This window comes from Dactylosporangium sp. NPDC049742 (assembly GCF_040674675.1).
GTDB lineage: Bacteria > Actinomycetota > Actinomycetes > Mycobacteriales > Micromonosporaceae > Dactylosporangium > Dactylosporangium maewongense.
In genome coordinates this window covers 25,566-51,237 of the sequence record NZ_JBFANF010000060.1, presented here as the reverse complement: position 1 = coordinate 51,237, position 25,672 = coordinate 25,566, and the positions used below count along the sequence as shown (strand labels likewise).

General features: G+C 75.1%; 18 protein-coding genes. 3 read left to right on the top strand and 15 right to left on the bottom strand.

The window, feature by feature from the left end; all coding sequences use genetic code 11:
- Position 1: 1 nt before the first annotated feature.
- A complete protein-coding gene (locus AB0J72_RS45560) occupies positions 2 to 1,423 on the bottom strand; it encodes a Fic family protein (protein ID WP_363411713.1) in 1,422 nt (473 codons plus the stop codon).
- Between the two features lie 246 nt (positions 1,424 to 1,669).
- Here AB0J72_RS45560 and AB0J72_RS45555 point away from each other — a divergent pair, with 246 nt between their 5' ends.
- Both AB0J72_RS45555 and AB0J72_RS45550 read left to right on the top strand, forming a co-directional pair.
- A complete protein-coding gene (locus AB0J72_RS45555) occupies positions 1,670 to 4,882 on the top strand; it encodes an AAA family ATPase (protein WP_363411711.1) in 3,213 nt (1,070 codons plus the stop codon).
- A gap of 92 nt (positions 4,883 to 4,974) precedes the next feature.
- Complete coding sequence (locus AB0J72_RS45550) at positions 4,975 to 6,117, top strand: hypothetical protein (RefSeq protein WP_363411709.1); 1,143 nt, start codon at positions 4,975 to 4,977, stop codon at positions 6,115 to 6,117.
- Here AB0J72_RS45550 and AB0J72_RS45545 read toward each other — a convergent pair whose 3' ends face one another.
- The 13 genes from AB0J72_RS45545 to AB0J72_RS45485 form a co-directional block, all read right to left on the bottom strand.
- Positions 6,118 to 6,738, bottom strand: a complete 621-nt coding sequence (locus tag AB0J72_RS45545; RefSeq protein WP_363411707.1) for a DUF3105 domain-containing protein — start codon at positions 6,736 to 6,738, stop codon at positions 6,118 to 6,120. It lies immediately after the preceding gene.
- Positions 6,728 to 8,464, bottom strand: coding sequence for an ABC transporter ATP-binding protein (locus AB0J72_RS45540; RefSeq protein WP_363411705.1), 1,737 nt, complete (start codon positions 8,462 to 8,464; stop codon positions 6,728 to 6,730). The genes AB0J72_RS45545 and AB0J72_RS45540 overlap by 11 nt, the downstream gene beginning before the upstream one ends.
- Entirely contained in the window at positions 8,461 to 10,161 is a 1,701-nt protein-coding gene (locus AB0J72_RS45535) for an ABC transporter ATP-binding protein (RefSeq protein WP_363411703.1), read from the bottom strand. The genes AB0J72_RS45540 and AB0J72_RS45535 overlap by 4 nt, the downstream gene beginning before the upstream one ends.
- An 82-nt stretch (positions 10,162 to 10,243) precedes the next feature.
- Positions 10,244 to 10,372: an ALQxL family class IV lanthipeptide gene (locus AB0J72_RS45530; protein WP_344500148.1), complete on the bottom strand. Its 129-nt coding sequence runs from the start codon at positions 10,370 to 10,372 to the stop codon at positions 10,244 to 10,246.
- A gap of 66 nt (positions 10,373 to 10,438) precedes the next feature.
- Positions 10,439 to 10,567 (bottom strand): ALQxL family class IV lanthipeptide, encoded by a 129-nt coding sequence (locus AB0J72_RS45525; RefSeq protein ID WP_344500146.1) that lies wholly within the window; start codon positions 10,565 to 10,567, stop codon positions 10,439 to 10,441.
- A complete protein-coding gene (lanL, locus tag AB0J72_RS45520) occupies positions 10,564 to 13,290 on the bottom strand; it encodes a class IV lanthionine synthetase LanL (protein ID WP_363411701.1) in 2,727 nt (908 codons plus the stop codon). Before lanL ends, AB0J72_RS45525 begins: the two co-directional genes overlap by 4 nt.
- A gap of 212 nt (positions 13,291 to 13,502) precedes the next feature.
- Positions 13,503 to 14,588, bottom strand: a complete 1,086-nt coding sequence (locus AB0J72_RS45515) for a Gfo/Idh/MocA family oxidoreductase (RefSeq protein WP_363411699.1) — start codon at positions 14,586 to 14,588, stop codon at positions 13,503 to 13,505.
- Positions 14,573 to 15,190, bottom strand: a complete 618-nt coding sequence (locus AB0J72_RS45510; RefSeq protein WP_363411697.1) for a ThuA domain-containing protein — start codon at positions 15,188 to 15,190, stop codon at positions 14,573 to 14,575. Before AB0J72_RS45510 ends, AB0J72_RS45515 begins: the two co-directional genes overlap by 16 nt.
- On the bottom strand, positions 15,187 to 16,023 hold the full coding sequence (locus AB0J72_RS45505; protein ID WP_363411695.1) for an NAD(P)-dependent oxidoreductase: 837 nt from the start codon (positions 16,021 to 16,023) through the stop codon (positions 15,187 to 15,189). The genes AB0J72_RS45510 and AB0J72_RS45505 overlap by 4 nt, the downstream gene beginning before the upstream one ends.
- Complete coding sequence (locus tag AB0J72_RS45500; protein WP_363411693.1) at positions 16,020 to 19,880, bottom strand: glycosyl hydrolase family 28-related protein; 3,861 nt, start codon at positions 19,878 to 19,880, stop codon at positions 16,020 to 16,022. Before AB0J72_RS45500 ends, AB0J72_RS45505 begins: the two co-directional genes overlap by 4 nt.
- Positions 19,877 to 20,707 (bottom strand): carbohydrate ABC transporter permease, encoded by an 831-nt coding sequence (locus AB0J72_RS45495; RefSeq protein ID WP_360567950.1) that lies wholly within the window; start codon positions 20,705 to 20,707, stop codon positions 19,877 to 19,879. Before AB0J72_RS45495 ends, AB0J72_RS45500 begins: the two co-directional genes overlap by 4 nt.
- On the bottom strand, positions 20,704 to 21,621 hold the full coding sequence (locus tag AB0J72_RS45490) for a sugar ABC transporter permease (RefSeq protein ID WP_363411690.1): 918 nt from the start codon (positions 21,619 to 21,621) through the stop codon (positions 20,704 to 20,706). Before AB0J72_RS45490 ends, AB0J72_RS45495 begins: the two co-directional genes overlap by 4 nt.
- 5 nt (positions 21,622 to 21,626) lie before the next feature.
- The gene (locus AB0J72_RS45485) at positions 21,627 to 23,003 is read right to left on the bottom strand and encodes an extracellular solute-binding protein (RefSeq protein ID WP_363411688.1); all 1,377 of its coding nucleotides are present in this window, start codon (positions 23,001 to 23,003) and stop codon (positions 21,627 to 21,629) included.
- An 82-nt stretch (positions 23,004 to 23,085) separates the two neighbouring features.
- On the opposite strand from AB0J72_RS45485, the gene AB0J72_RS45480 reads away from it, so the two are divergent.
- Entirely contained in the window at positions 23,086 to 24,351 is a 1,266-nt protein-coding gene (locus AB0J72_RS45480) for an enolase C-terminal domain-like protein (protein ID WP_363411686.1), read from the top strand.
- A 9-nt stretch (positions 24,352 to 24,360) separates the two neighbouring features.
- Here AB0J72_RS45480 and AB0J72_RS45475 read toward each other — a convergent pair whose 3' ends face one another.
- On the bottom strand, positions 24,361 to 25,575 hold the full coding sequence (locus AB0J72_RS45475; protein WP_363411684.1) for an ROK family transcriptional regulator: 1,215 nt from the start codon (positions 25,573 to 25,575) through the stop codon (positions 24,361 to 24,363).
- Between the last annotated feature and the right edge of the window lie 97 nt (positions 25,576 to 25,672).

Below are 25,672 nucleotides of genomic sequence, written 5' to 3'. Positions count from 1 at the left end.
GTCAGCGGCGGGTCCGCTCGACGAGCGCGGCGACGAACCCGGCCAGACCTTCGGCGCCGCGCGGGTCGGACGCCGGCCAGCGGGTCATCAGCAGCGGCGCGGCCCGGTCCAGCACCACGCCTTCGCGGGCGAGCACGAAGTACAGCGCGAGCGCCGCCGACCGCCCGTTGCCGTCGGCGAACGGGTGGAAGAACAGGACGTCGAGGTACACCCGCGCGGCCCGTGACGGCAGCGGCACGGCCGGGTCGGTGGCCTCGGCGAGGCACACGTCGAACGCCGCCGGCAGCTCGTCGCTGTACGCGTACCGCTCCCGGCCGGCCCTCGCCCAGGCGGACGTCGTGCGGAACGGCGCCGTGGGCACGGCGAGCACCTGCCGTTGCCAGGTCTCGAGGCGCGCGAACGTGAGCGGGCCGCCCTCGGCCGCGTCCGCGCGCACCAGCTGCAGCGCGACGAGGGCGCGGCCGGCGCCGTACTTCCGCTTCGCGAGGTGCTCGGCGATGCCGTCGCGTGCCGTGCGCGCCGGCCCGGAGACGTGCCCGGCGGCGTGCTCCCACCGGGCCGCCTGCCGGATCTGCCGCCAGGCCGCGAGGCTGTCGGGCACCTCCGGTGGTGCGGCCCGCCGTGGCGCCCGCGCGGCAGCGGGCAGCTCGGTGCTGCGCAGGCTCGGCCAGTCCTGCGGCCAGATGTCGGGCCACGCGTCGTCCGGTGGCGGCGTGACACCGGTGAGCGCCGCCGCGAGGGACTCCGCCACGTCGCCCACCTCCGCACCCAGCGGGGAGACGTAGCTCCAGAACCGTCCGCCGATCGCGGCGTCGACGAGCGCGTCGTGCCCGTCGCCCGGCACCTCGGCGACGGCGAGGAACCACTTCAGGGCCAAGGTACACATGGGAAACCAGTGCTCGTCCCTGCCGGACCGCGCCGCCACCGTCGCGACCAGGCCGGCGGCCGTGGCCTCCCAGGCGACGAACGCCGCGCGGGGCTCGGCGGGCAGCGGCAGGTGCCGCGCGAAGATCCCGGCCAGGTCCTCGAGGAACACCCGCCAGTCCAGCAGCGCCCCGGCGACGGCCGCGAGCGTCTCCTCCGGCGTCGTGATCGAGTCCCGGGCGCCGCTCCACCGCAGGATCAGCGCACCGTCCGCGGTGCGGCCGCCCATCTCGGCGGTCCAGCCGCAGGCCCAGGACCCGTAGCGCTCGACGAGAGCGGCGGTCATCGCCTGCTGCCAGTCCCAGCGCGCCTCGTCCGCGGCGCGGTCGAAGCCGCGGTCGGAGTCCCACCGGTACGGCGCCGGCACGCCGCCCGCCGGAGCCACCGCGCGCACGACGTCGAGCACGGTGTCCGGGTCGAACGGGTGCCGGGAGGGGTCGACGTCCGCCCAGGTGAGGTTGTCGATCCGCGGCAGCGGGTCGGCACGCTCGATCGTCATCGCCAGCCATCATGCCACGGTGCCGACCGGGGCGGTGTCCCGCTTCACCGGCGCCGTCAGCGCATTGTGGTAATGCCGCGTGGTCGACGACTGTCAATTCCCGTGCAGGGCATGCCACACAGTCGGATATGCGTCCGGATTTCGGCAACCGGCCCCGGTACCGGCTGGTCAAAGATAGCGCGGGGGCAATGCGACGCCAATGGCGAAGCCGTGCACGCATTGACGCATATACATGGAAGGGGAGGCGTGGCCGAAACGACAACGGAGACGACCGGAGATCTCGATCCGGCCCGGATCGCCGCCGTGGACACCCTCGCGGGGCTGGCGCGCCTGCTGCGCGAGCTGCGCCGCCGGGAGGCGCGGCGGCAGGGTGAGCGCGAACTGACCTACCGGGAGCTGGCCGCCGCCACCGGCTGGTCCAGCTCGGTCATCGGGGCGTACCTCACCGGCGAGACGCTGCCGCCGACGAACCGGTTCGACGCGCTGATCCAGGCGCTCGGCGCCGGCCCGGCCGAGCAGCGGCTGCTCGCCACGGCGCGGGACCGGGTCGAGGAGCGGCCGCGCGGCGGCGGGAAGGGCACGGTGCGCCTCGGCGGGCCCGCGCTCGTCGGACGGTCCGCGGAGCTGGGGGTGCTGCGGGCGGCCGTCGACGCCACGGTGCGCGGGGGCGGCGGCGCGGTGTTCCTGGTCGGCGACGCGGGCATCGGCAAGACGCGGCTGGCCACCGAGGCCGCGCGGTGCGCGGAGGCCGCCGGCCTGCGGGTGCTCAAGGGACGGGCGGTCTCGCCGGCGATGCAGTTCCGGCCGCTGCGCGAGGCGGTGCTGCCGGTGCTGCGCCGCGACGGGCCGCCGGAGGATCCGATGCTGGTGCCGTACCACGCCGCGCTGTCCCGGCTCGTGCCCGAGTGGCGCACCGACCGGCCCGACGGCGCCGACGGCTCGCTCGTCGTCCTGGCCGAGGCGGTGCTGCGCCTGGCCGTGACGATCGGCCGGCCGCGCGGCTGCCTGTTGCTGCTGGAGGACCTGCACGAGGCCGACCCGGAGACCCTCGCCGTCGTGGACTACCTCGTCGACAACGTCGCGGCGGAGCACCTGCTGATCCTCGGAACCACCCGGCCCGCGCCGGGCAGCGCGGTCGAGCTGTTCCGGGCCGCGCGCCAGCGGCGGTCGGCGGACCTGGTCGCGCTCGGGCGGCTCGACGAGGAGGCGGTCCGCCGGCTGGCCGGTGCCTGCCTGGACGCGCCGGACGACGAGGTGCCGGCGGCGGTGCTCGCCCGGCTCGCGACGATCGCCGACGGCGTGCCGCTGCACGTCGAGGAGCTGCTGGCCGGCATGGTCGGCGACGGCGTGCTGGTGCACGACGACGACGGCTGGACGCTGTCCGGCCCGGTCGACGCGACCCTGCCGGCCACGCTCGCCACCACGCTCGCCGGCCGCGTCGAGCGGCTCAGCGGACCAGCGCGCGCAATGCTGCACGCGGCCGCGCTGCTGGGCCGGCAGTTCCGCGCCGAGACCGCGGGCGCGATCGCCGACGTCGCGGGGCTCGCGCTGGTGGCCTGCCTGCGCGAGGCGGTCGGAGCGCAACTGCTGGTCCCTGACGAGGACGACCCCGCGCAGTACCACTTCCGCCACATGCTCACCGCCGAGGTGCTGCGCGCCCAGCTGCTGCCGGTCGAGCGCGCGCTGCTGTCCGGCCGCGCGGCCGCCGCAGTCGAGGCCGCCGCCCCCGACGGCTGGCCGCTGCTCGCCGCCGAGCTGTGGTCGGCGGCCGGCGAGCCGCACAAGGCGGCGACGCGGTTCGCCACCGCCGGCCGCCAGGCCACCGCCGAAGGTGCCCTGAGCACCGGCATCGCCCTGCTGGAGCGGGCCCTGAGCCTGGCCGGCACCGGCGGGTCCGGGCCGCGGCCGGAGATCGTCGTGGCGCTGGTCGACGGGTACGCCGACGCGGGGCGCATCGAGGACGCCCACGCCGTGGCCGCCCGGTTCAGCGGCCATGCCGAGATCCATCTGCGGCTGGCCCGGGTGGCCGCCGCCGCCGGGGACTGGCTGCCGGGCCTGGAACAGGTGGCCGTGGTGCGCGACCTGCTCGGCCCGGACCCGGACCCGGCCGTCGCCGCCCGCGTCGACGAGGTGGAGGCGCGCCTGGCGTTCGGCAACCCGACCGCGGACCGGCGCGCCAGCGCACGGGAGCTCGCCCAGCGGGCGCTGGACGCGGCCGGCGCGACAGGGCAGCCCGATGTGGCGGTGGGGGCGCTGGAAACGCTGGGCCGGTGCGCCCGGCTGCACGACATGACCGAGGCGGACGAGCTGTACCGGCGCGGGCTCGCCCTCGCCGACGAGCACGGCCTGGCCGCGCGCAGGATCGGGCTGCTGTACAACATCGGCGCCCACGACGGCATCCGCGACGGCGACGTCGACCGGCTCGTGGAGGCGCTCGCCGTCGCCCGGGACGCGGGCGCGGTCGTCACCGCGCTCGACATCGAGATCGAGCTGTGCATGGCGCGGATCTGCCGCGGCGAGTACGCGCAGGTGCAGGTGGCGGCCCAGCGCTGCGAGGAGACCGCGGCGCGGCTGCGGCTCACGCACTCCCGGCTGATCGCGCTCGGCGTGCGGATCATGGCGGCCGCGCACCGCGCGGAGCGGCGCGAGGTCGACACGCTGATGGCCCGCTTCCGGGACCTGGGCGGGGAGGAGGACGACTTCTCCGCCGCGGTCCATGGTGTCGGTCTCGCGTTCGGGCATCTGCTGTACGAGGAGCACGACCTCGCCCGCGACGAGCTGGCCCGGTCGGTGGCGCAGGAGTCGCACCAACCGACCTCCTACGTGTCCTTCATCAACGCCCCCCACCTGCTGCTGTCGGTCCGCGACGGCACGGCCGGCCGGGCCGAGTGCGCGGCCTTCGCCGCCTCGCCGCAGGCCGAGGCCGGCTGGAACCGGCAGTTCCTGCTCCTCGCCGAGGCCCTGGCGGCGGCCCGGGCCGGTGCGCCGGCGGAGGCGGCGGCGAGCATGGCCACGTTCCTGGCGTCCTCCGAGCGCTTCCCAATGGCGCGGTTCCTCGGGCTGCGCCTGGTCGCCGACGACGCGGTCGAGCGCGGCTGGGGCGAGCCGGTGGCGTGGCTGCGCACCGCCGAGGCGCACTTCCACGACTCCGCCCCGCACGTCGCCCGCGCCTGCCGGGACCTGCTGCGCCGGGCCGGCGCGCCGGTCCCCCAGCACCGGCAGGGCAGCGCGGTCCTGCCGCCGACCGCCCGCGAGCTCGGCATCACGGTGCGCGAGTTCGAGGTGCTCGCGCTCGTCGGCGAGCAGCTGAGCAACGCCGAGATCGGCCGACGCCTGTTCCTCTCGCCGCGCACCGTCGAGAAGCACGTGGGAAACCTGCTGGCCAAGACCGGGCTGCCGGACCGGGGCCGGCTCGCCGGGTTCGCCGCCGAGGCGGACACCGGCACAGAACATGGGTAGCCGCCCGCAAGAACCTACGGGCGTTCCCCGCCGCCGGGGACCTGTCCACCGTTCCACGATGGCTGCGTACCCGCACAACGAGAGGAATGCTCATGCAAGCCAAACGCTCGATGACCGTCGCGTTCACCGTCGCGGCAGCGCTGCTCGGCGCGCAGCCGGCGCACGCCGACGCCGGGGTGAAGTGGTCCGCCGCGCCGGCGGTGCCGCTGCGCTTCGGTGTCACCGCCGCCGAACTCAACGACGTGACGGTGCTGTCGGCGAACGACGCCTGGGCGGTCGGGGAACAGGCGGACGGCCAGCGCCACCCGATCGCCGCGCACTGGAACGGCGCTGGCTGGACGACCCCGAACCTGCCCGTCCCCACCGGCCCGCAGGGCCAGTACGGGCTGAGCACGGTCGACGCCACCGGCCCGAACGACGTGTGGGCGGCCGGCACCGACGCCTCCACCGCCCCGGTGTTCCTGCACGGCACCGCGACCGGCTGGCAGCGCGTGCCGTCGGCCGTGCCGGCCGGCACCGTCGAGGACCTCGACATGCTCTCCCCGTCCGACGGGTGGGCCGTCGGGAAGACCGCCCGGGGCACCGGGCAGCCGCTCGTGCTGCGCTGGCAGGGCGGCTCCTGGACGTCCGTGGCCGCGCCCGAGATCGACGGGAGCCTCACGGCGGTCCACGCGGTGACCGCCGACGACGTGTGGGCGGCCGGCAGCCAGACGGAGCCCGACGGCAGCACGTCCGGGCTGCTGCTGCACTGGGACGGCACCGCGTGGACGGTGGCGGGGCAGCTGCCGCCGCTGCCGGGCGCGGGCGACGTGGCGTTCGACGACGTGAGCGCCGCCGCGCACGGTGACGTCTGGGTGGTCGGCGCCCGCTGTACCGGCGAGGACGACTGCACGCCGCTCGCGCTGCACCTGGGTGCCGGCGGCTGGCAGGTGGTGCCGAGCGACGAGACCGCGACCCGGCTCACCGGCATCATCGCGTTCGCCGCCGACGACGTCTGGATGACCGGTTACGTCGCCGGCACGCTCGACGCGGAGTCCGTCCACGTCGAACACTGGGACGGTGTCCGCTTCACCACCGACCAGCAGGCCGGGCGGGACCCGTCGTCCCCCACCGACGGCCAGGGACAGCCCGCGTCGGGCCTCACCGCGATCGCCGGCGACCCGGTGAACCGGGACCTGTTCGCCGTCGGCTGGTCCCTCGAGGTGCACGTCACGCCGTACGCGATCCATCGCTGATCAGGTCAGGGGAGCACCCGTGCCGCCGTGGCACGGGCCTCCCCGCTCCGGCGTGAGCGGCCCTTCGCGGTACACGTCGAGGAACCGCTGCAGGCGATCGTCGCCGGCGTCGTCCAGGCGCAGCTGCCGGCCCCACGAGCTGGCCACGACCGGCGCCGGGAGCCCGGGATAGGGGCTGACGATGGTGTACGGCCGGCGCCCGAGCAGCCGCAGCGCCGCCACCTGGCCGGCGGGGAGGTCGGGCCGGTAGGTCACCCACACCGCGCCGTGCTCCAGCGAGTGCACCGCGTTCTCCGCCGGTACCGGCGCCGCGTAGACACCGCAGTTCAGCCACACCGGCGCGTGCGGCCCGCCGGCCGGTGGGGTCCGGTCGTACGGCACCGGATCGGTGGTGTGGTACCGGTCTTGGATCACGAGCCGCTCGACCCCCGGGATCCGCGGCTCCGGCTGCGGCCCGAACCGCCGGTAGGCGACCACGTCGGCGGCGAGCACGAGCCCGGCGACGGCGACCGCGACCGCCGTGGCGGCGGCGACCGCGCCCCGGCGGGGCCGCCGGGCCGGTTTCCCGGTCCACGGATCGACGTGCGCCCCGGACGGCGCGACGGTGGTGTCAGATGCCATCGGACGTTCCCTTCTCCGGCTCCCAGAGCCCGACGAGCTGGCGGTAGCGCGGGCTGCGGTCGACGAGCCGGTCGTGCGGCCCGGCGACGACCTTGCCGGCGTCGACGAGCAGCACCCAGTCGGCCCGGGTGGCGCTGCTGATGCGGTGCGCGATGACGATGAGGGTGCCGCCGCGGCGGCGCATCAGCAGCTCGGCGCGCAGCTCGGCGTCGGGGTCGAGGTGCGAGGTGGCCTCGTCGAGGACGACGATCGGGGCCGCCGCGAGGTACGTGCGGGCCAGCGTCACCAGCTGCCGCTCCCCCGCCGACAGCCCGGCCCCGCCGGAGCTGAGGCGCTCGTCGAGGTCCAGCCGCCCGAGCCCGAACGCGTCGGCGGCGTCGCGCAGGACCTCGTCAGAGGCCCCCGGCGCGAGGTACGTGAGGTTCTCCCGGACGGTGCCGGCGAAGACGTACGGCTCCTGCGGCGCCAGCGCCAGCACGCCGGATCCGGGCGCCGGTGGCGCGCCGCCGACCAGGACCGTGCCACCGGCCGGCGCGCGCACGCCGCAGAGCAGCGCGGCGAGCGTGGACTTCCCGGCGCCGCTGGGCCCGACGACCGCGACGTGCGCGCCGAACGGCACGGTGAAGCCGGCGCCGTCGAGCACGGGCGCGGCATCCTTCGAGTACGCGTAACCGACCGATTCGGCCACCACCACCGGCCGCGCCGACGAGCCGGAAGGGCCGGGCGACCGGACCGGCCGCGGTTCGCCGGCGGTGACGGCCTCGCTCATGAGGCCGCCGGCGGTGACGGCGTCACTCAGGCGGGTCATGAGGCCGAGGAGCTCGGCGAGCCACCCGGCGCCGCCGTAGACCAGGAAGCGCAGCGCGGGGCCGAGGGCGAACATCACGTAGTAGACGGCGGCGACCAGCTCGCCGGTGCCGAGGCGGCCGCGGCCGATGAGGACCGGAGCCAGGGCGAGGAGCATGACCAGACCCAGGTCGACGCCGACGCCGACGACACCGTCGTGCAGCGCGTCGGCCCGGCCGAGCGCCCGCGCCGCCAGCCGGGCCCGCTCGACCCGCTCCAGCACTGGCCGCGCCGCCGCGTCCTGGGCGGCGAAGGCGGTGACGTCCCGCCGGGCGCCGAGCGTCCTCACCACGTGTTCGGCGAGGTCCTCCTCGGCGAGCAGGGAGCGGCGCTGGCGACGCAACACGGCCCGGACCAGCAGCCGGTAGCCCGCCACGGAGGCGACCAGGCAGGGCAGCTCCACGAGCAGGATCGCCGGGTCCAGCACGGCGAGCCCGATGACGGCCCCGACCGCCACCGAGCCGGTGGCGTGGGCGTTGCGCAGCACCGAGGCGACGAGCATCCGCGCCTGCTCGACCTCGTCGACCGCCTGCCGCACGGCCGTCCCCGGCACCTGCGCGTCCTGGCGCATGGCTCGATGCAGCCCCGCGGTGACCACGGCGGTGACGAGCTCGTCGCGCAGCGGCTCGACCACCCGCACCAGCGGCGGGAACAGCAGCCGCCCGGCGACCGCGGCGACCAGCCGCACCTGCACGAGCAGGGCGACCCAGAGCAGCCCGGTCCCGGCCCGGTGGGCGAAGAACCCGTCGTCGAGCGCGTGCGCGACGGCGATCCCGGCGACCGTCGTCGGTGCCGCCAGCACGACCACCAGCCCGCCGACCGCGAGCAACGGCCGCGGCCGCCGGCGCAGCAAGCCCCACAGCAGCCGCCAGCCGCTCATGCCGCGCTCCCCTGGGGCACCGGGTCGTGCTCCACCGCGCCGAACAGCGCGCGGTATCCGGGCGCGGACCACAGCGTCCGGTGCGGGGCGTAGCCGCGGACGCGGCCGGCGTCGAGCCACAGCACGAGGTCGGCCGCGGCGGCCGTCGCCGCCCGGTGGGTCACCACGAGCGTGGTGCGGCCGTGCCAGGCGTCCCGCACCGCGTGCGCGACCTCCGCGGCCGTGGCGGTGTCGAGGCTGCTGGTGGCGTCGTCGAGGACGAGGACCCGGGCGGGCTGGGCGAACGCGCGGGCCAGGCCGAGCCGCTGGCGTTCGCCGCCGGACAGCGGCGCGTCGCCCGGCGGGGTGTCGTAGCCGGCCGGCAGGCGCCGCACGAACGCGTCCGCGCGGGCCAGGCGGGCCGCCCGCACCACGTCGTCGTCGCGCAGGTCCGAACCGGCGGCGATGGCCGCGCCGAGGGTGGCGCCGAACAGGTTCGGCTCCTCGAACGCGTAGGCCACCGCCGCCCGCACCTCATCCGCCGGCACCGTGCGCAGATCGTGGCCGTCGAGCAGCACCCGCCCGGCGTCGGGGTCGGCGAGCCGCCCCACGAGCGCGACGAGCCGCGACTTGCCCGACCCGGACGGCCCGACGACGGCCACGTGCGCGCCCGCCGGGATCGTGCACGAGACGTCGCCGCCGCGCCCGTCGAGGCGCACCCGGTCGAACGTCAGCCGGCCCGGCCCGGACGGGAGGCGGACCGTGCCACCCGGGTCGGGGGGTGGGGCGGCGAGCAGCTCGGCCAGGCGGCGGGTCCCGGCGAGGGCGCGCACCCCGGCCGCAAGCGAGTCGACCTGCTCCAGCACCATGAGGGTGAGCTGGCTGTACAGCAGGACGGCCAGGACGGAGCCGGGGCCCAGCCTGCCCGCGACCGCGCTGAGGCCGGCGACGGCGAGGACGACGGCGTTCAGCAGCGGGTCGAGCAGGCCCATGCGCCAGCCGACGTCGCGCTGGGCGCGCCAGGACAGGCGGCCCGCCGCGCGCAGGTCGGCGAGCGGGGCGAGGACGCGGCGCAGCTCCCGGTCGTGGGTGCCGAGGGCGGCGATGGTCCGGGCGCCGCGGTGGGCGTCGACGAGGAGGTCGGCGAGCGCACCGCGGGCGGCGCGGTAGCCGGCCTCGGGTTCGGCGCTGCCGCGCAGGAACGCCCGGACGACGAACCAGGACACGGCGAGCTCGGCGGCGACGACCACGGCGCTGCGCCAGTCGATGGTGCACAGCAGCACGAACGCGGCGAGGCCGCCCACCGACGTCACCGACGAGCTCAGGACGATGTTCGCGATCCGTGCCGGGGTCTCGGCGTCGGACGAGCAGCGGGCGAGCAGCTCACCGTCGGGGAAGCCGGCGTCGTACGGCGGCCGTCGCAGCGCCGCGGTGAACGCCGCACCGCGGTGGCGGGCGGTGGTGGCGCTGGCCCGGTCGGCCGACGCGCGGCTGGCCAGCGCCGATCCGGCCAGCGCACCGGCGAGCACCAGCGCGAGGACGAGCACCGGCCGGGCCGCCGGGCCGCGGCCGGACATGCTGTCGACCACGGTGGCGAGGGCCATCGGGGCGGCGAGCCCGAAGCCGATCGACGCGGCGAGCCCGAGCAGGCCGACCGCGGTGCGGCCGGGGTGGTGGCGCAGCAGGTCCTGGGCGATGAGTCGGTACACACTCGGCACGGGTCGCTCCACAGTGGACGAGGTGACACCAGGGTGAGCCCGGCACGGTTCGGCCGGGCCCACCCTGGTGTTCAGGCCGGGATCAGTTCGTCTGGCAGGTCTTGCCGCAGGAGTTGCCGCCACACGTGAACGAGCAGCAGCCGCCCTCCGGCGCCTTCGGCGCGTCCTGGTCGGCCGGAACGGCCTGCAGCGCCATGACATCGATGGTCATTGGATTTCACCTCCTCCGCTTCCGACGGGTCCGGGAACGGTGCGGACCCGGGGGCCCGCGCCGGGATCAGTTCGTCTGGCAGGTCTTGCCGCAGGACAGCCCGCCGCAGGTGTACGAGCAGCAGCCCGCCTCCGGGGCGTTCGGCGCGTCCTGGTCGGCCGGAACGGCCTGCAGCGCCATCACATCGATGCTCATTGCATCTTCACCTCCTCCGTGCTCCGATCGGTCGGGGACGGCGCGGCGAACACCGCGCCGGGATCAGGGGCCGTCACCGGCGGGTGGAACAGGCGGTCGCCGCCGTGCCGGAGCCGGGTGAGGAACGCCAGCGGGCCGGCGGCGCCGACGCCGTAGGCGGCCGAGAACTCGTGCCCGGACTCGTTCATGAGCACGGGCCGGCCGTCGCGGTAGACCCGCTCGGCCCACAGCTGGGCCGCCAGGTGCCGCGCCCAGTCCGCGAACTCGTCCAACCCGGTGGCGGCGGCGAGGTCGAGCAGGAACTCGCCGCTGCCGGCCAGGCCATGGCAGTGCGAGGTGCCGACGTCGCAGCGGGTCGCGACGACCGCGCGACCGGCGGCCACGGCACCCTCGCCGTAGCGGGCGTCGCCGGTGTACGTGTAGGCCCGGGCCAGGAACGTGCCCACGCCGGCCGAGCCGTTGCACCACCAGGTGTGCATCGAGGCCGAGCCGGGCCGGTCGGTCCAGTAGGCCGCGTCGCCGCGCCGGACGGCCACCGCGAGCAGCTCGTCCGCGCAGTCGCGGGCGGCGGCGGCGAAGTCGTCCCGGCCGGTGTGGGCGGCCGCGGCGAGCAGGAACGCGCCGATGCCGGCGGTGCCGTGGGCGTAGCCGTAGGAGCGGTGACCGGCGAGCGTGGAGTCGAAGCCGGCCGGCACCGTCCAGGCGGTCGCGCCGGGGTCGCGGGCGGCCAGGATCGCCTCGGCGCAGCGGACCGCGCGGCGGGCCGTCCCCGGTCTGCCGGTGGCCGCCGCGAGGTGCAGCAGCGCCGTGCCGAGGCCGGCCAGGCCGTGGGTCTGGTCGGGGTTCGGCCACACCGTCGGCAGCCCCTCGGCGAGGGCGACGGCCCGGTCGGTGAGGTCGGGCCGGTCGAACGCGGCGCCGGCCTCGAACAGCGCCCAGGCGGTGCCCGCGAAGCCGAAGTGCAGGCCGGGCAAGCGGTGCGGGACCGTGTCGAGGTGGCGGGTGAGCCGCCGCAGCACGACCGGGGCGAGCTCGTCGACGAGGCCGCCGATCGTCCCCCCGACGCCGTGCCGGCGCAGGCCGCTGAGCATCGCGAGCACGCCGCCGCTGCCGTACTGCACGGCGCACGGCTCGGCCGTCTCGCCCAGCCCGTACTCCCGCCACAGCCGGGGCCCGGTGTCGGGCGTCACCGTCGCGGCGAGGTGCCCGAGCACGCCGCCGACGAGCTGCTCCCACCAGCCGTCCGGATCGTCCGGCCGGTCCGTGGTGACACCGGCGGGCGGGGTCTGGCGGGCCAGGGCGATCACCTCGGCGAGCGGCATGCGCTCACCCGGCTCGGCGCGCAGCAGCCCGGTGACGATCCGGCGCACCGGATCGGCGAGCGTCTCCGGCACCGCCGGCGCGACGGTCCGGCCGGCGACGCGCTCCTCGAGCGTCCGGTGCGGCGGCTCGTCCAGCGCCAGTCGCGGGTTGCGCCGGGTCGCGTGGAACAGCACCAGGGCGCCCAGCGAGTACAGGTCGGCGGCGGCGTCCACGGGTGCGTTCCGGAACTGCTCCGGCGCGCTGAAGCCGGGGGTGCCGTGGCCGTCGCCGTGGACCGGATCCGCGGACCCGGGCCCGGTGCGCCGCGCGGACAGCTCCAGGTCGATCAGGCGCAGCGTGCCGTCCGGCAGCGCCAGCACGTTGTTGGGGCTCAGGTCGCGCAGCACGACGCCGCGCCCGTGCACCGCCTTGAGGATCCGGGCCAGCCGCAGCGCGACGCCCAGCGTGTCCGCGGGCTCCGGCGGCGCGTCCGCGCCGCGCACCGACGCCCCGCCCGCCTCGGCGAGGGTCCGCCCGTCGAGGAACTGCTCGACGAGGAACGCGTGGCCGCCCTGCTCGAACTCGTCGACGAACTCGGGCACCACGCCCAGCCCGGCCAGGTGCCGCAGCACGGCGGCCTCGTGCCGCAGGTAGTCGCGGGCGTCGCGGCCCTCCGCGTCGGTGCCGACGTGCGGCCGGGCCTCCTTGACCAGCACGGTGGCGCCGGTGGTGCGGTCCAGGGCGCGGTACACCCCGCCCTTGTTCGCGTGCCGGATCGCGCCGCGCACCTCGTAGCGGTCGTTGAGCAGCACCCCGCCGCCCCCGCCGGCGGCCGGCGGATCGGCGGCGAACGGCAGCTCGGCCCACGCCGGCGGGTCGAACACGGCCGGCCGCTTGTCCTCGACCGGGTTCGTCTCCGGGTCCAGGACGCAGTCGCGGTACGTGCCGTCGTTGCCGAGGACCCGGAAGCCGTCGAACGCGCCGTATCGGTAGTGCACGAGGCTGCCCGGGCGGTAGGCGCGGTCGGACAGGATGACCGGCCCCGGCAGGCCCGCCGTCGCCTCGTGCAGGCGCTCGGCCAGCTCGGTGAGCGTGGCCCGCTCCAGCGGGTACACCGTGATGAACTTGCCGGACTGCCCGCGGGGGCACTGGAAGTCGTTGAGCCGCTGCACGTCCGACGCGGTGCTCGCGAACTTGAACGACGTCGCGGTCGCCGCGATGAGGTCGAGACAGCGGCGCAGCACCTCGGGCGCGGACCACACGGTCGCCGACACGTGCAGCTTCCAGCCCTGCACCCGCTCCGGCCGCCCGGGCGGGTCGAGCACGGTCCACATGTCCCGGGTGGTGACCGTCCAGCCCTGGAGGCGGCAGGCGTCGATCCGGTCGGCGACGAGACTCGGCGGCTCGGGCAGCTCTGGCATGGCGGCTTCCTCAGGATCGGCGTCAGCGGCGAGAGCCACCTTGCCGGTGCGCGACGGACCGCGACGCCGATTCCGGACCCCGGCGGACGCCGGCGGACACGGCCGGACGTCCGGCGCCGTACCGGACGGCGCGATCCCCGGTGCACCCGCACAGCAACGCCGGCGGCCCCACGCTCAGGCCGCCGGCGAAGACGCATGTAGGTCGGTCCGCGTCAGGCGAGCGGGACCACTGCCGGGACCTCGCACGTGCTGCGGACCGTCACCGCGGCGCCGGTCGCCGCCGCCGTGTGCAGGCACTCCATGACGTCCAGGACGTGGTAGGCGAGCTCGCCGTTCGCGCGGGGCGGCGCGCCGGTGCGCAGCGCCTCGGCCAGGTCGGCCACGCCGGTGCCGCGTCCGGCGTCGCGGTAGCCGGCCCGTTCCGCCAGGCGGGTCCAGCCGTCGCCCGCGGCCCCGGTGAACACCTCCACCGGGCCGTCGAAGTGGTTGGGGTCGGGGACGCTCAGGGTGCCGTCGGTGCCGTACACCTCGATGCGCGGCAGCCGGCCGGCCCACACGTCGAAGCTCATCATGATAGTGGTCAGCGCGCCGCCAGCGTGTTCCAGCACGCCGGTCTGGTGGGTCGGCACGCGCACCGGGAAGACGGTCCCGGCGCGGGGGCCGTCGCCGATCGTGCGGGTCGCGCGCGGGGTCGAGGCCAGGCCGGTGACGCGGCGGACCGGGCCGAGCAGGGTGACCAGCGCGGTGAGGTAGTACGGGCCCATGTCCAGCAGCGGGCCGCCGCCGGGCTCGTAGTAGAACTCCGGGTCGGGGTGCCAGCGTTCGTGACCGGGCGTGACCATGAAGGCGGTCGCGGCGACCGGGACGCCGATCTCGCCCGCGTCCACGGCGGCGCGGGCGGTCTGGACGCCGGTGCCGAGCACGGTGTCGGGTGCGCAGCCGACGGTGCGACCGGCGGCCCGCGCCGCGTCGAGGATCGCCCGCCCTTCGACTGTGGTGGCGGCGAGGGGCTTCTCGCCGTAGACGTGCTTGCCGGCGGCGAGCGCGGCCAGCGCCACCTCGGCGTGCGCCCGGGGCACGGTGAGGTTGAGCACGAGGTCGACGGCGTCGTCGGCCAACAGGTCGTCTACCGGCACGGCCTGTACACCGGCGAAATCCGCGGCCAGGGCGCTCGCCCGGTCGGCGGCGAGGTCCGCGACCCGCGTCAGGGCGACGCCCGGCAGGCGGGCCAGGGTGGTGGCGTACTGCCGGCTGATCTTCCCGGCGCCGACGATGCCGACCTTCAGCGACTCGCCCACGTCAGCCCCCGCATGATGATCTCGTTGTGCTCGGGGACCTCGAGGTCCTTGAGCTCGTGGCCGACGGCGGTGACGAAGACGCGGCCGGCGCCGAAGCGGGTCGTCCACACGACCGGCACCGCGACGGTGTCGACGACGGTGACGGCGTGGACCTCGATCGCCGGGTCGACGTGCACCTGGTACAGCTCGGTGTGCACCGTGAACGGCGCGATGCCGGCCACGACCGGGTGGGTGCCGATCGGGGTGACGTCGTACGTGACGAACTCGGCCGGGTGGTGCACGAACTGGCCGCCGGTGATGCGCTGGTAGTCCGGCGAGCCGCGGAACGAGTCGATGATGCCGCCGTGCCAGCCGGCGAGTCCGGTGCCGGCCCGCACGGCGGCGGCCAGGCCGGCGACCTGCTCGCCGGTGGCCGTGCCCATCGTCCAGCAGTGCACGACGAGGTCGGCCCGGCGCAGCAGGTCGGCATCGAGGTACGTGTCGAGGGTCCCGGACGTGACGACCTCGTGCCCGAGCTGACGCAGCCTGGTCACGTAACGGTCGGTGGCCTCGACGGGGCGGTGCCCCTCCCAGCCGCCGCGGACCACGACGACGGTACTCACGAGCTCCGCCAGGTGTGCACGGGTGTGAAGCCGAGCAGTTCCCGGCACAGGTGGGTGGAGACGGGCACGGCGTATCCCTCCAGCGTCTCGGCGAGCATGGCTGAAGGGTGATACTCCGCCAGCAGCCGCGCCGTCGGCAAGGTCGCCGTGGTATCAGGCGCGGCCACGTTCACCACGGCGTGCCCATCCAGCGGCGCGGTGAGGGCGGCGGCGACCGCGGCGACCGCGTCGCGGGTGTCGAGCCAGCTCCACAGGTCGCCGCGGTGGCCGCCGAGGTCGGCGGCCACGTGGTCGAGGTGGTGCCGCAGCCGGGCACCGGTGCCGATGAACGGCAGGCGCAGGCTGACCGCGGGGATGCCGCACCGGTTGCTGACCGTCTCGGTGACGAGCTCGCCGACCCGCTTCGACAGGCCGTAGGGGTCGTCGCCGACGTACGGGTGGTCCTCGGTCAGTGGCAGCCGCACCGGTGAGGCGCCGCGACCCGACCAGGCCAGGCCGACGGCGGAGAGGCTGGACACGTAGACGATGCGCCGCACGCCGGCCGCCGCGGCCGCCTCGAGGAGGTGGAACGCGGAGCCGACGTTGTTGTCGAACACGTCGGGCTCGACCGGGGCCGGGATCGCGGCCGCGTGCACGACCGCGTCGATCCCGGCCACGAGCCCGTCCAGGCGGGTGCCGCGCAGGTCCCCGACGACCGTCTCGTCGGCGAAGGCGGAGGTGGAGGCGGCCGGCGGGGTGCGGTCGTGCGCGCGCACCGAGTGCCCGCCGGCCCGCAGACCGGCCACGACCGCCCGGCCGAGCATCCCGGCGGCGCCGGTCACCAGGATCTTCACGTGGCGTCCGCGACGAACGTGGCGGTCAGCGCGACCGGGGCGGTGACGGTGAACGGATAGGTCGCCGCCGTCGACACCACGACTCCCCCGGCGCTCCAGCCGGTGAACCGGAAGCCCCTCGCCGGCCGCGCCACCGCGGTGACCACGGTTCCCGGTTCGTAGTAACCGGGGCGGGTCGCGTTCCCGGTGAGCCGGACGGTGCCGGCGCCGTCCGGGACGGCCGTCACCGCGTGCTCGACGATGTTGATGACCATGACGTTGTACAGCGTCACGGCGCCCTGGCTCGTCGCGCCGTTGTACCGCATGAGGTTCACGACGGTCGCCCGACCGCCGTCGACCCGCACGGTGTGGCCGTCGCCGCCGAGGTTGTCGGTGCCGAGGTTGACCGCCCGCACGTCACCGGACTTCACCACGAGGCCGTTGTGCAGCCCGTACCCGAACGCGCCCGCGACGGTGAGCCGGCGGGCGCCGTCGACCGTCACCAGGTCGGCGTTGGTGCGCGTCCAGGCGTCGATGACCTGCGGGAACAGGTCGGCGCCCAGCACCCAGCGGGGCACCGCGAAGCCGGTCCGCACGAACGTGTTGCCGTTGGACAGCACGCCCTCGACGCGTCCGTCGGCGCCGCGGGCGGTGACGCCGTGCCGCACGAACGTGCCCTTGATCTTGCGCACGAGGAACCGGTCGCCGGTCATGTCGAGCGCGTTCCAGGCGTTGGGCAGGCCGAGGTTGACCGCGTACGTGCTGTCGCCGAGGGCACGCACGACGTACGGGTAGGGCACCAGACCGCCGGGCGCCGCGGGGTTGTTCTCCGGGTGGAACACCCGCAGCCCGGCGACACCGGCCCGGTCACCCCGTAGCGTGATCGCGGCCGGGTCGGTGTCGGCTGTGGTGCTGCCCCGGCCGGCGTATGCCCAGAGCACGGTGCCGCCGCTGCGGCCGTCCTCGTCGCGGTTGGGCACCGGCGAGGCGCCGAGCAGCTGCACCCCGGCGGGCACGCTGAGGCGCCCGGCGAGGCGGTACCACCCTGCGGGCAGGTAGACCACGCCGCCACCGCGACCGGCCTTGTCCAGGGCCCGCTGGATCGCCGGGGTGGCGTCCGCGGCGGGCAGGTAGCCGTTGCCGTGCGGCGCGTCCGCCTGGAACAGCACCCGCCGCGCCGGGCGGGTGGCGGTGCGGCTGCCGTCGTCGCCGGGCAGCGCGCCGTCCATCTGGTGCACGGTCCCGCGGACGGCGCCGCTCACCTGCGTGCCGGTGAGCTTCACGTAGCCGCCGCCGTTGTTGACCACGGCCGCCTCGTCGCCGCGCAGCTGGCCGCCGGCGATGGCCAGGCCCCACCGCTCGTCGAACCTGTCGACCTGCAGCGCGACGCCGGTCCGCTCGATGCGCACCCGGTCGAACACGCCGGTGAACTCGGCCCGCAGCCCGGCCACGACGTGGATGCCGATGCGGTAGTCGGCCGCGGCGAGGCCGGTGAACTGGTCCCACTCGAGGTCGCCGAGGACGAACCCGGTGCCGTTGGCCCGGGTCCATGCGTCCACTGTGGAGCGTGCCGGCGGCTGGTACGCGGCCGGGGCCTGCGCCCAGTAGGCGTTGCTGAACCGGACGTCCTCCCAGGTGCCGACGTCGGCGCCGTTGTACGCCTCGACGCCGCGGTAGAGCACGGTGCCGCGGACGTCGCGCACGGTCGCCGACTCGTGGGTCTGGCCGTTGCCGGGTGGGCGGCCGCGTTCGTCGCGCATGGTGCTGATGCCGATGCCGCGGAACGAGTTGAGCATCGTCACCTCGGCGACGGTGCTCATCATGTAGTTCTCGTCGGCGCCCGAGGCGCCCTTCCAGGCGCTGCCGGGGATCTCGAAGGTGAAGTTGTAGTGCACCGGGGCCGCCGCGTTCTGCCGCGGGTAGTAGGTGGTGAGCCCGACGACGCCGGCGCTGCCGCCGACGCGGAACAGCACCGGGCCGGCGTCCCCGGCCGGCAGGTCGGCGCTGACGACGGTGCCGTAGGAGCCGCCGCCGCTGTCGGGGTCGCGGCGGTCGCCGCGCAGGGTGCAGAACGCCGGCACCTCGACCGTGCCGGTGACCCGGTAGGTGCCCGCGGGCAGCCACACGGTCCCGCCGCCGGCGTCGTAGCAGTCCCACAGCGCCGCCTGCAGGGCGGCGGTGGCGTCGCGGCGGCCGGTGCCGTCCGCGCCGTACGCGGTCGCGTCGAAGTCGGCGACGACGACGTCCCCGGTCGGGAAGCGGGTGTCGACGAGCCGCGGTGAGGCCGTCACCGTGCGCCGGTCGCGGATCTCGAACGCGGCGACGTCGACGTGGTCGAGCCCGGCGGCGTACCCGGCGACGCTCAGCCGCACATACCGCGCGGTCGTCTCGGCGAAGCGGGTGCGCACCGCCTGGCCGCCGTTGTGCCCGGCCTCGGTGTACCGCACGCCGTCGGTGGACAGCTCGACGCGGTAGTCCGGGGAGAAGGCACCGCCCCACCGGACGAACACCTCGTCGACCGGGCGGGCGGCGCCGAGGTCGGCACGCAGCCACGCGCCGGTGCCGCCACTGGTCCACACGGTGCCGGGATCGCCGTCGTTGGCGTTGCCGGGCGCCGACCCGGCGGCGGTGCCGCTCGCGGTGAGCAGCGCGGCGCGGGCGAGGTCGGTGTCGACCGCGGACGAGCGGAACGCCCCGAGGACGTCGTACAGGTCGCGCAGCGCGGCACGGATCCGCTCCTCGGTCGCCGCGGCGTCGTCGAGGACGGCCCGGGCGCGGCCGATCGCGGCGGCGAGGGTGGCCTTGGCGCCGGCCGGGAACTGCCCGTCGCGGCTGCCTTCGCGGGCCGCGTAGTGGGCGAGGTCGGCGGCGGTGACGAGGTCGCGCAGCCCCGCCTTCGCGTCCAGCTGCCGCGGCACGACGGTGACCCGCACCGCGGCGATGGTCAGCTCGACCGGGGACCCGTCGTGGGTGATGCGGAGGTCGGCGCCGTTGGTGCGGTTGGTGAGCACGGCGTCGTCGAGGACGAAGTCGTGGGTGCGCCACTGCCCGCTGTCGCCGTACGTGACGGCCGCCGACGGCTTGAACCGGTCGGGCAGGCTCTCGCCGGGCGAGTCGTAGTGCAGGTACAGCGTGCCGCCGCCGGCGTCGAGGTAGTCGACGCTGACGAGGACGATGTCGCGGGTGTCGTAGGCGTAGCCGTCGGCGACGTTGAGGTACACGTAGTTGGTGCCCGGCGCGGGCGCGGCGGCGTTGGTGCGCCAGAAGCCGCGGCCGGCGGCCGTGCCGGTGACGAGCCCGGCCTCGTTGTCGCCGGCCCGGGCCGACAACCCGGTGTCCGACGCCGTGGGGCCGAGGACCGCCTGCGGCCCGCTCGCGGTGACCCGCACCTGCGCGACGGTGATGTCGGTGTCGCCGCCGAGCCGCAGCTCACCGGCGGCGAGGTCGGCGCCGGCGAGCCCGATGGCGGCGAGCTTCCAGGTGCCGGTGCCGGTGAGCTCGGCGACCGTCGTCGTCTGCCCGGCCGCGGTGCGCAGGGTCAGGGCGCCGGTCCCGTCGTCGTGGTAGGTGACGACCACGACCAGGCTGTCGCCCGCGACGGATGCGGCGTAGCCGGTGTCGGCGGTCAGCTCGAGGTACGTGGTGCCCGCGGCCACCTGCGTCTGCCAGTAGCCCTTGCCGTCCAGGGTGCCGGTGCGCAGCCCGGTCGCGGCGTCACCCGCGCGCACGGACAGCCCGAGCGTGCTCGGGACCGGGCCCAGGTCGGCGCCGACCCCGCGCGGGTACATGACCGGCCCTGGTCCGGCGGCCGCGGCGGTACCGGGGGCGACGAGCGCCACGACGAGCAGGACGAGGAACAGAAGTCTGCGGGATGTCATGCCTTCACCGCTCCCATGAGGCCGTTGACGACGTACCGCTGCGCGGCGGCGAACAGCAGGATCACCGGGATGACCACGATCAACGCGCCGGCCATGAGCACGTTGTAGTGCTGCACCGCGCCCGACTGCAGGTTCTGCAGGGCGATCGGCAGCGTGTACGTGTCGGGGTCGTTGAGCGAGACGCGGGTGAGCAGGTACTCGTTCCACGTCGGGATCGCGGTCAGCACGGCGATGGTGACGAGCACCGGCCGGGCCAGCGGAAGGTAGATGGTGCCGAAGATGCGCAGCTCTCCGGCGCCGTCGACGCGGGCGGCCTCGCGCAGCTCGGCCGGGACCGCCTCGAAGGCGTTGGTGAGCATGAGGACGGCCAGCGGGGCCGAGCCGTTGACGAACGGCAGGATCAGGCCCCAGTGGCCGCCGAGCAGCCCGAGCCGGTTCTCCAGCAGCACGATCGGCAGCAGGACGGCGACGCCGGGGACGAACAGCAACGCCATGAACATCCGGTACAGCGCGGTGCGGCCGGGGAACCGCAGCACCGCGAACGCGTAGCCGGCGGCGGCGTAGATGGCCAGGACCAGCACCACGGTCAGCGCGGTGACCTTGAGGCTGTTGAGGAAGTAGTCGAAGAAGTGCAGCTCCTGCCAGGTGTCGACGATCGTGCGCAGGGTCGGGCGGTGCGGGATCAGGTGCCCGCCGGCGACGACCTCGTACTGGTCCTTGAACGCGGCCGAGACCATCCACAGGAACGGGTACAGGCTGATCGCGGCGTACAGCAGCAGCAGCGCGCCGACGACGATCCGCGCCGCCCAGGCGCGTGCGGCGGTCATGTCGCCCGCCGCATCACGCGCAGGTTGACCGCGGCGAGGACGAGCGCGGCGACGAACAGCATCCAGCCCAGCGCGCTGGACAGGCCGAGCGTCGGGTCGAGCTGGGAGAGGAACGCGAGCCGGTACGTCTCCAGGCCGAGCACGTTGGTGTGGTTGCCGGGCCCGCCGTTGGTCATGATGAGGAACGTCTGGAAGCCCTGCAGCGAGTCACGCAACGACAGCAGCACGACGATCGCGGTGATGGGACGCACCAGCGGCCACACGATGTCGCGGGTGACCCGCCACGGTCCGGCCCCGTCGATCTGCGCCGCCTCGGTCAGGGCCGGGTCGACCGCCTGCAGGCCCGCGAGGTACAGCATCATCGACACCGGCACCGCGGACCACACGGTGATGACGATCAGCGTGGGCAGCGCGGTGTCGGGATTGCCGAGGAACCCCTGCGGCTGGCGCAGGCTGCCGAGGCCGAGCGCGCCGAGCAGCGCGTTGACGGCGCCGTCGGGTTGCAGCACGTACTGCCATGCGAAGTACACGGCGATGCCGGCGGTCACCTGCGGCACGAAGTACACGGAGCGCAGCAGCGTGCGCAGCCGGCGCACCGAGTTGAGCAGCACGGCGAGGGGGAAGCTGACCACGACGGTGAGCACCGGCACGGCCAGCATGACCCAGAACGTGTTGAGGGCCGCCTGCTGCACCCGCGGCGCGTAGCGGGGGCTCGCCCACAGCAGGTCGGCGTAGTTCTGCAGGCCGACCCAGATCCAGTGCGGCTGGAAGCCGTTCCAGGTGGCGAAGCTCAGCGAGAAGCCGTAGACGATGGTGTAGACGCCCATCACCAGGAACAGGACGATGGCGGGCAGGACGAAGGCGTAGCCCCAGACCGCCTCGGCCGGGGCCCGCCTCTTCGTATGACTCGCCACCGTCATTACTGCTTGGCCCAGTAGGAGTCGATGACCTTCGTCATCTCGGCGCCGGCCTGCTCGGCCGACTTCTTCGCCAGCGGCGTGTAGTCCATCAGCGCCGAGGCGACCGTGGGGCCGTCGTAGCTGTTGGGCCGGTAGGTGGTGTCGCCCGGGTTGTACGCCGACGGGCCGGAGCCGAACGCCTTGATCATCGCGCCCAGGGCGGGGCCGACGGCGGCGGCCGGGTCGGCGCCGAGGTCGGTCGGCGGGACGTCGAGGGCCTCCTTGGCGAACGTGGCGGACACGTCGGCCTTGGCGAGGTACTTCAGCCACTGGATGGCGGCGGCCCGGTTCTTCGTGGTCGAGGAGACCGACACCCCGGTGAGCGTGAACGGGGCAAGGGTCATGTTCTTGATGGCACCGGCGGCCGGCACCGGCACGGGGAACGTGATGACGTTGCCGGCGTCCATACCGTTCTGGGCCAGGAACGCCAGGGTGAACGTGCCGCCGATGTCGAACGTGGACTTGCCCTGCGCGAAGGCGAGGTCGGCGGCGTCGATGTCGAGGCTCTGGGTGCCCGGGTGCCAGTACGGCTGGACCTGCCCGTAGGTCTGCAGCGCCTGCACGCCGGCCGGGGAGGAGAACGTGCCGGCCTTGTCCTTGCCGAACAGGGCGTGGAACTTGTCGGGGCCGAGCAGGCCGTACGCCATGGGCTGCAGGAACCACTCCAGCCCGGTCGTCGGCGCCTTCAACCCGATGCTCACGCCGCCGTTGTCGGGGTACTTCGCCTTGACCTTGCCCAGGGCGGCGATGAACTCCTCCCAGGTGGCCGGGGCGCCGGTGACGCCGGCGTCGGCGAGGCGCTGCTTGTTGGCGTAGACGATGCCGAACGTGCCGACGGTCAGCGGGACGCTGAAGCGCTGGCCGAGCTTGATCCCGTGGGTCTTGGCGTCCTGGGCGAGGGACTGCTTGTAGTACTGCTCGGTGACGACACCGTCCTGGCGGACCGCCGGCAGGTAGTTGGCCAGCCAGGCGTCGTCGACGTCCTTGGCGAGGTCGGTGAGCAGGCCGGGGGCGCCGAACGCGAGGTCGTCGCCGTTGGTGTGCACCTCGAGCAGGTCGGGCAGGTTCTTGGTCTGCGCGGCGGCCTGCACCTTGGTGACGAACGCTTCGTCGGGGCCGTAGGCCTCGACCTTCACGGTGATGCCGGACTCCTTGGCGAAGGAGTCGGCGACCTTCTGCAGCGCCTTGACGTGCGACTGCTTGAACGTCCACATCGTCAGCGTCTTGGACTTCTCGTCGCCGGACCCGTCGCCGCCGCACGCGGCGGTGCCGGTGGCGAGGGCCAGGGTTATCAGGGCGGCCAGAGCCGGCCGCCACGCGCTTCGTGGGGGTGTCATCGCGCGGCCTTCGCGTCTGGGGCGCCATCGACGGGCGCCACTTGCCGAGAACGTAAATCGAATTGATGTACTCTGTCAATCCATGGACGAACTTCGGTACGATCCTTCGAAACTCATCGCCGCGGCGCCCTGGCCCGCCCGGGCGGACGCCGCCCGGATCACCCGGGTCCGCACGTTCCTGTGCGGGCCGCAGGGGTGCCCGTACCTGATCGTCCGGGTCGAGACGGACCAGCCCGGCCTGTACGGACTGGGCTGCGCCAGCGATCCGCAGCGGACCCTGGCGGTGCGGTCCGTCCTCGACGACTACCTCGGCCCGCTGCTGTGCGGCCGCGACGCCGGCGACATCGAGGACATCCACCGCCTGTTGCGCAACTCCGGCTACTGGCGGGGCGGCTCGATCGCCAACAACGCCCTCGGCGCCGTCGACGTCGCGCTGTGGGACATCAAGGCCAAGGCGGCCGGCCTGCCGCTGTACTCGCTGCTCGGCGGCCGGGCACGGCACGGCGCCGCGGCCTACACCCACGTCGACGGCGACGACCCGGCCCGCATCGCCGAGGACGTCCTCGCGGCCACCGAGGCCGGCTACCGGCACGTCCGGGTCCAGGTCGCGGTGCCCGGCGTGCAGAACTACGGCACCGCGTCCACCGGCAGCGCGTGGGACCCCCTGGCGTACCTGCGGCACGTCCCGCCCGCCCTGGCCGACGTACGCCGGCGGGTCGGCGACGGCGTCGAGCTGCTGCACGACGCGCACGAGCGGCTCACCCCGGCCCAGGCGGTCCGGCTGGTCGCCGCGCTCGCCGACGCGCGGCTGTTCTTCCTCGAGGACGCCCTCGCCCCCGAGGACAGCGACCACTTCCCGCGGCTCGCCGGCGCGGCCGGTTCGGCCGGCGCGGTGCCGCTCGCCGTCGGCGAGCTGTTCGACGACGTCGGGCAGTTCCTGCCGCTGCTGACCGCGCGGGCGATCGACTTCGTGCGGCTGCGCATCCCGACCCTCGGCGGCCTGACCCCGGCGCGCAAGCTCACCGCGGCGTGCGAGCTGTTCGGGGCCCGGATCGCCCCGCACGGCCCCGGCGACGTGAGCCCGGTCGCGCAGGCCGCCAACGTCGCCCTCGACGTGTCGACACCCGCGTTCGGCGTGCAGGAGGCGGCCCGGTTCCACGACGCCACCCTCGAGGTGTTCCCGGGCGCTCCGGTGCCGGTCGGCGGGGTCCTGTACCCGTCGGAGTCCCCCGGCCTGGGCGTCGACTTCGACGAGTCGGCGGCGCGCCGCCACCCCGCTCCCCCGCCGCTGCGGCACGACCGCTGGGCCCTCGTCCGGGGCGTCGACGGCGCCGCGGAGCGCCCCTGACCGCCGTTCTCAGCCGAGCAGCAGCGAATGGGGCTGGGCGGAGAGGAACTGCTCCAGCACCAGGCAGGCGGCGCCGATCGCACCGACGTCGATGCCCAGCCCGGTCGTCGTCACCACCGTCGGATGGATCCGCTCCACGAACGGCGAGCTCTCCACGATGCCGGGGACGATCGCCATGAACCGGTCGGCCAGCAGCGGCCAGATCGGCCCGCCGAACACGATCATCTCCGCGTCCACCAGCGTCGCCGCGGCGCTCACCCCCCGGCCGACCCGCACCGCCCAGCGGTCGATGATCTCACCGGCGGTCCGGTTGCCGGCCGCGGCCTGCCGGCACAGCGCGCGCAGGCTCTGCTCGGCGTCCCGCGGCCCGGCCGGCTTGCACTCCGGCCCGAGCACGCCCTCCTCGATCGCCTCGGCGACCAGGGCGTTCGTGGTGCAGGCGGCGTACAGCCCGCCGACCTCGCCGGCGTTGCCGGACAGGCCGCGCAGCACCACGTCGTCGACGACGAGCCCCATGCCGGACCCGGTGCCCAGGTAGAAGAACAGGAAGTTGCCGGTGCCGGTGGCCGCGCCCGCCCAGCGCTCGGCGACGGCGGCGGCGATCACGTCCTTGTCCAGCAGCACCGGCAGCCCGGTCGCCCCGGCGAGGTGGTCGCGCAGCGGCACCCGCCCCCAGCCGACCAGCTCGGGCGGCGCGATGACCAGCCCCGCCGCCACGTCGACCGGGCCCGGCGCGGCGATGCCCAGCCCGAGCATCGCGTCCCGCGCCACCCCGGACTCGGCCACCAGGGCGTTGATCGAGTCGCCCATCTCCGCCAGGGTGTGGTCCGGATCCGCGGCCGGCGGCGTCGGCCGCTGCGCCCGGGCCACGACCCGGCCCAGCAGGTCGAGCACGACCATCGTCACGACGGCCGGGTCGAGGTGGACCCCGACCGCGTACCGCGCCTCGGCGTTGACCTGCAGCAACCGGCGCGGTTTGCCGCTGCCCGTGGCCCGCGTCCCGGCCTCGTGGGCCAGCCCCGAGTCCAGCAGCCGCCGGCAGATGTTCGACACCGTCTGCGCCGACAGGCCGGTCGACTCGATCAGCTCGACCCGGCTGAGCCCCTCGGGCACCCGGCGGATCGCGTCGAGCACCACCGACTCGTTGAAGTCGCCCATGCGCGGCAGGTTGGTGCCGCGCCGCATCGGCAACTGTCTGCCCATCGCCGTCCTCTGCTCGCCCACCCGGAGGAATTTATCCATCGAATTGATTTAGGGTAGCATCGACCCTCACCGACGCCCCGCACAGGCTATCGGCGGTCGGCATCGTCGGGCAGCAGGG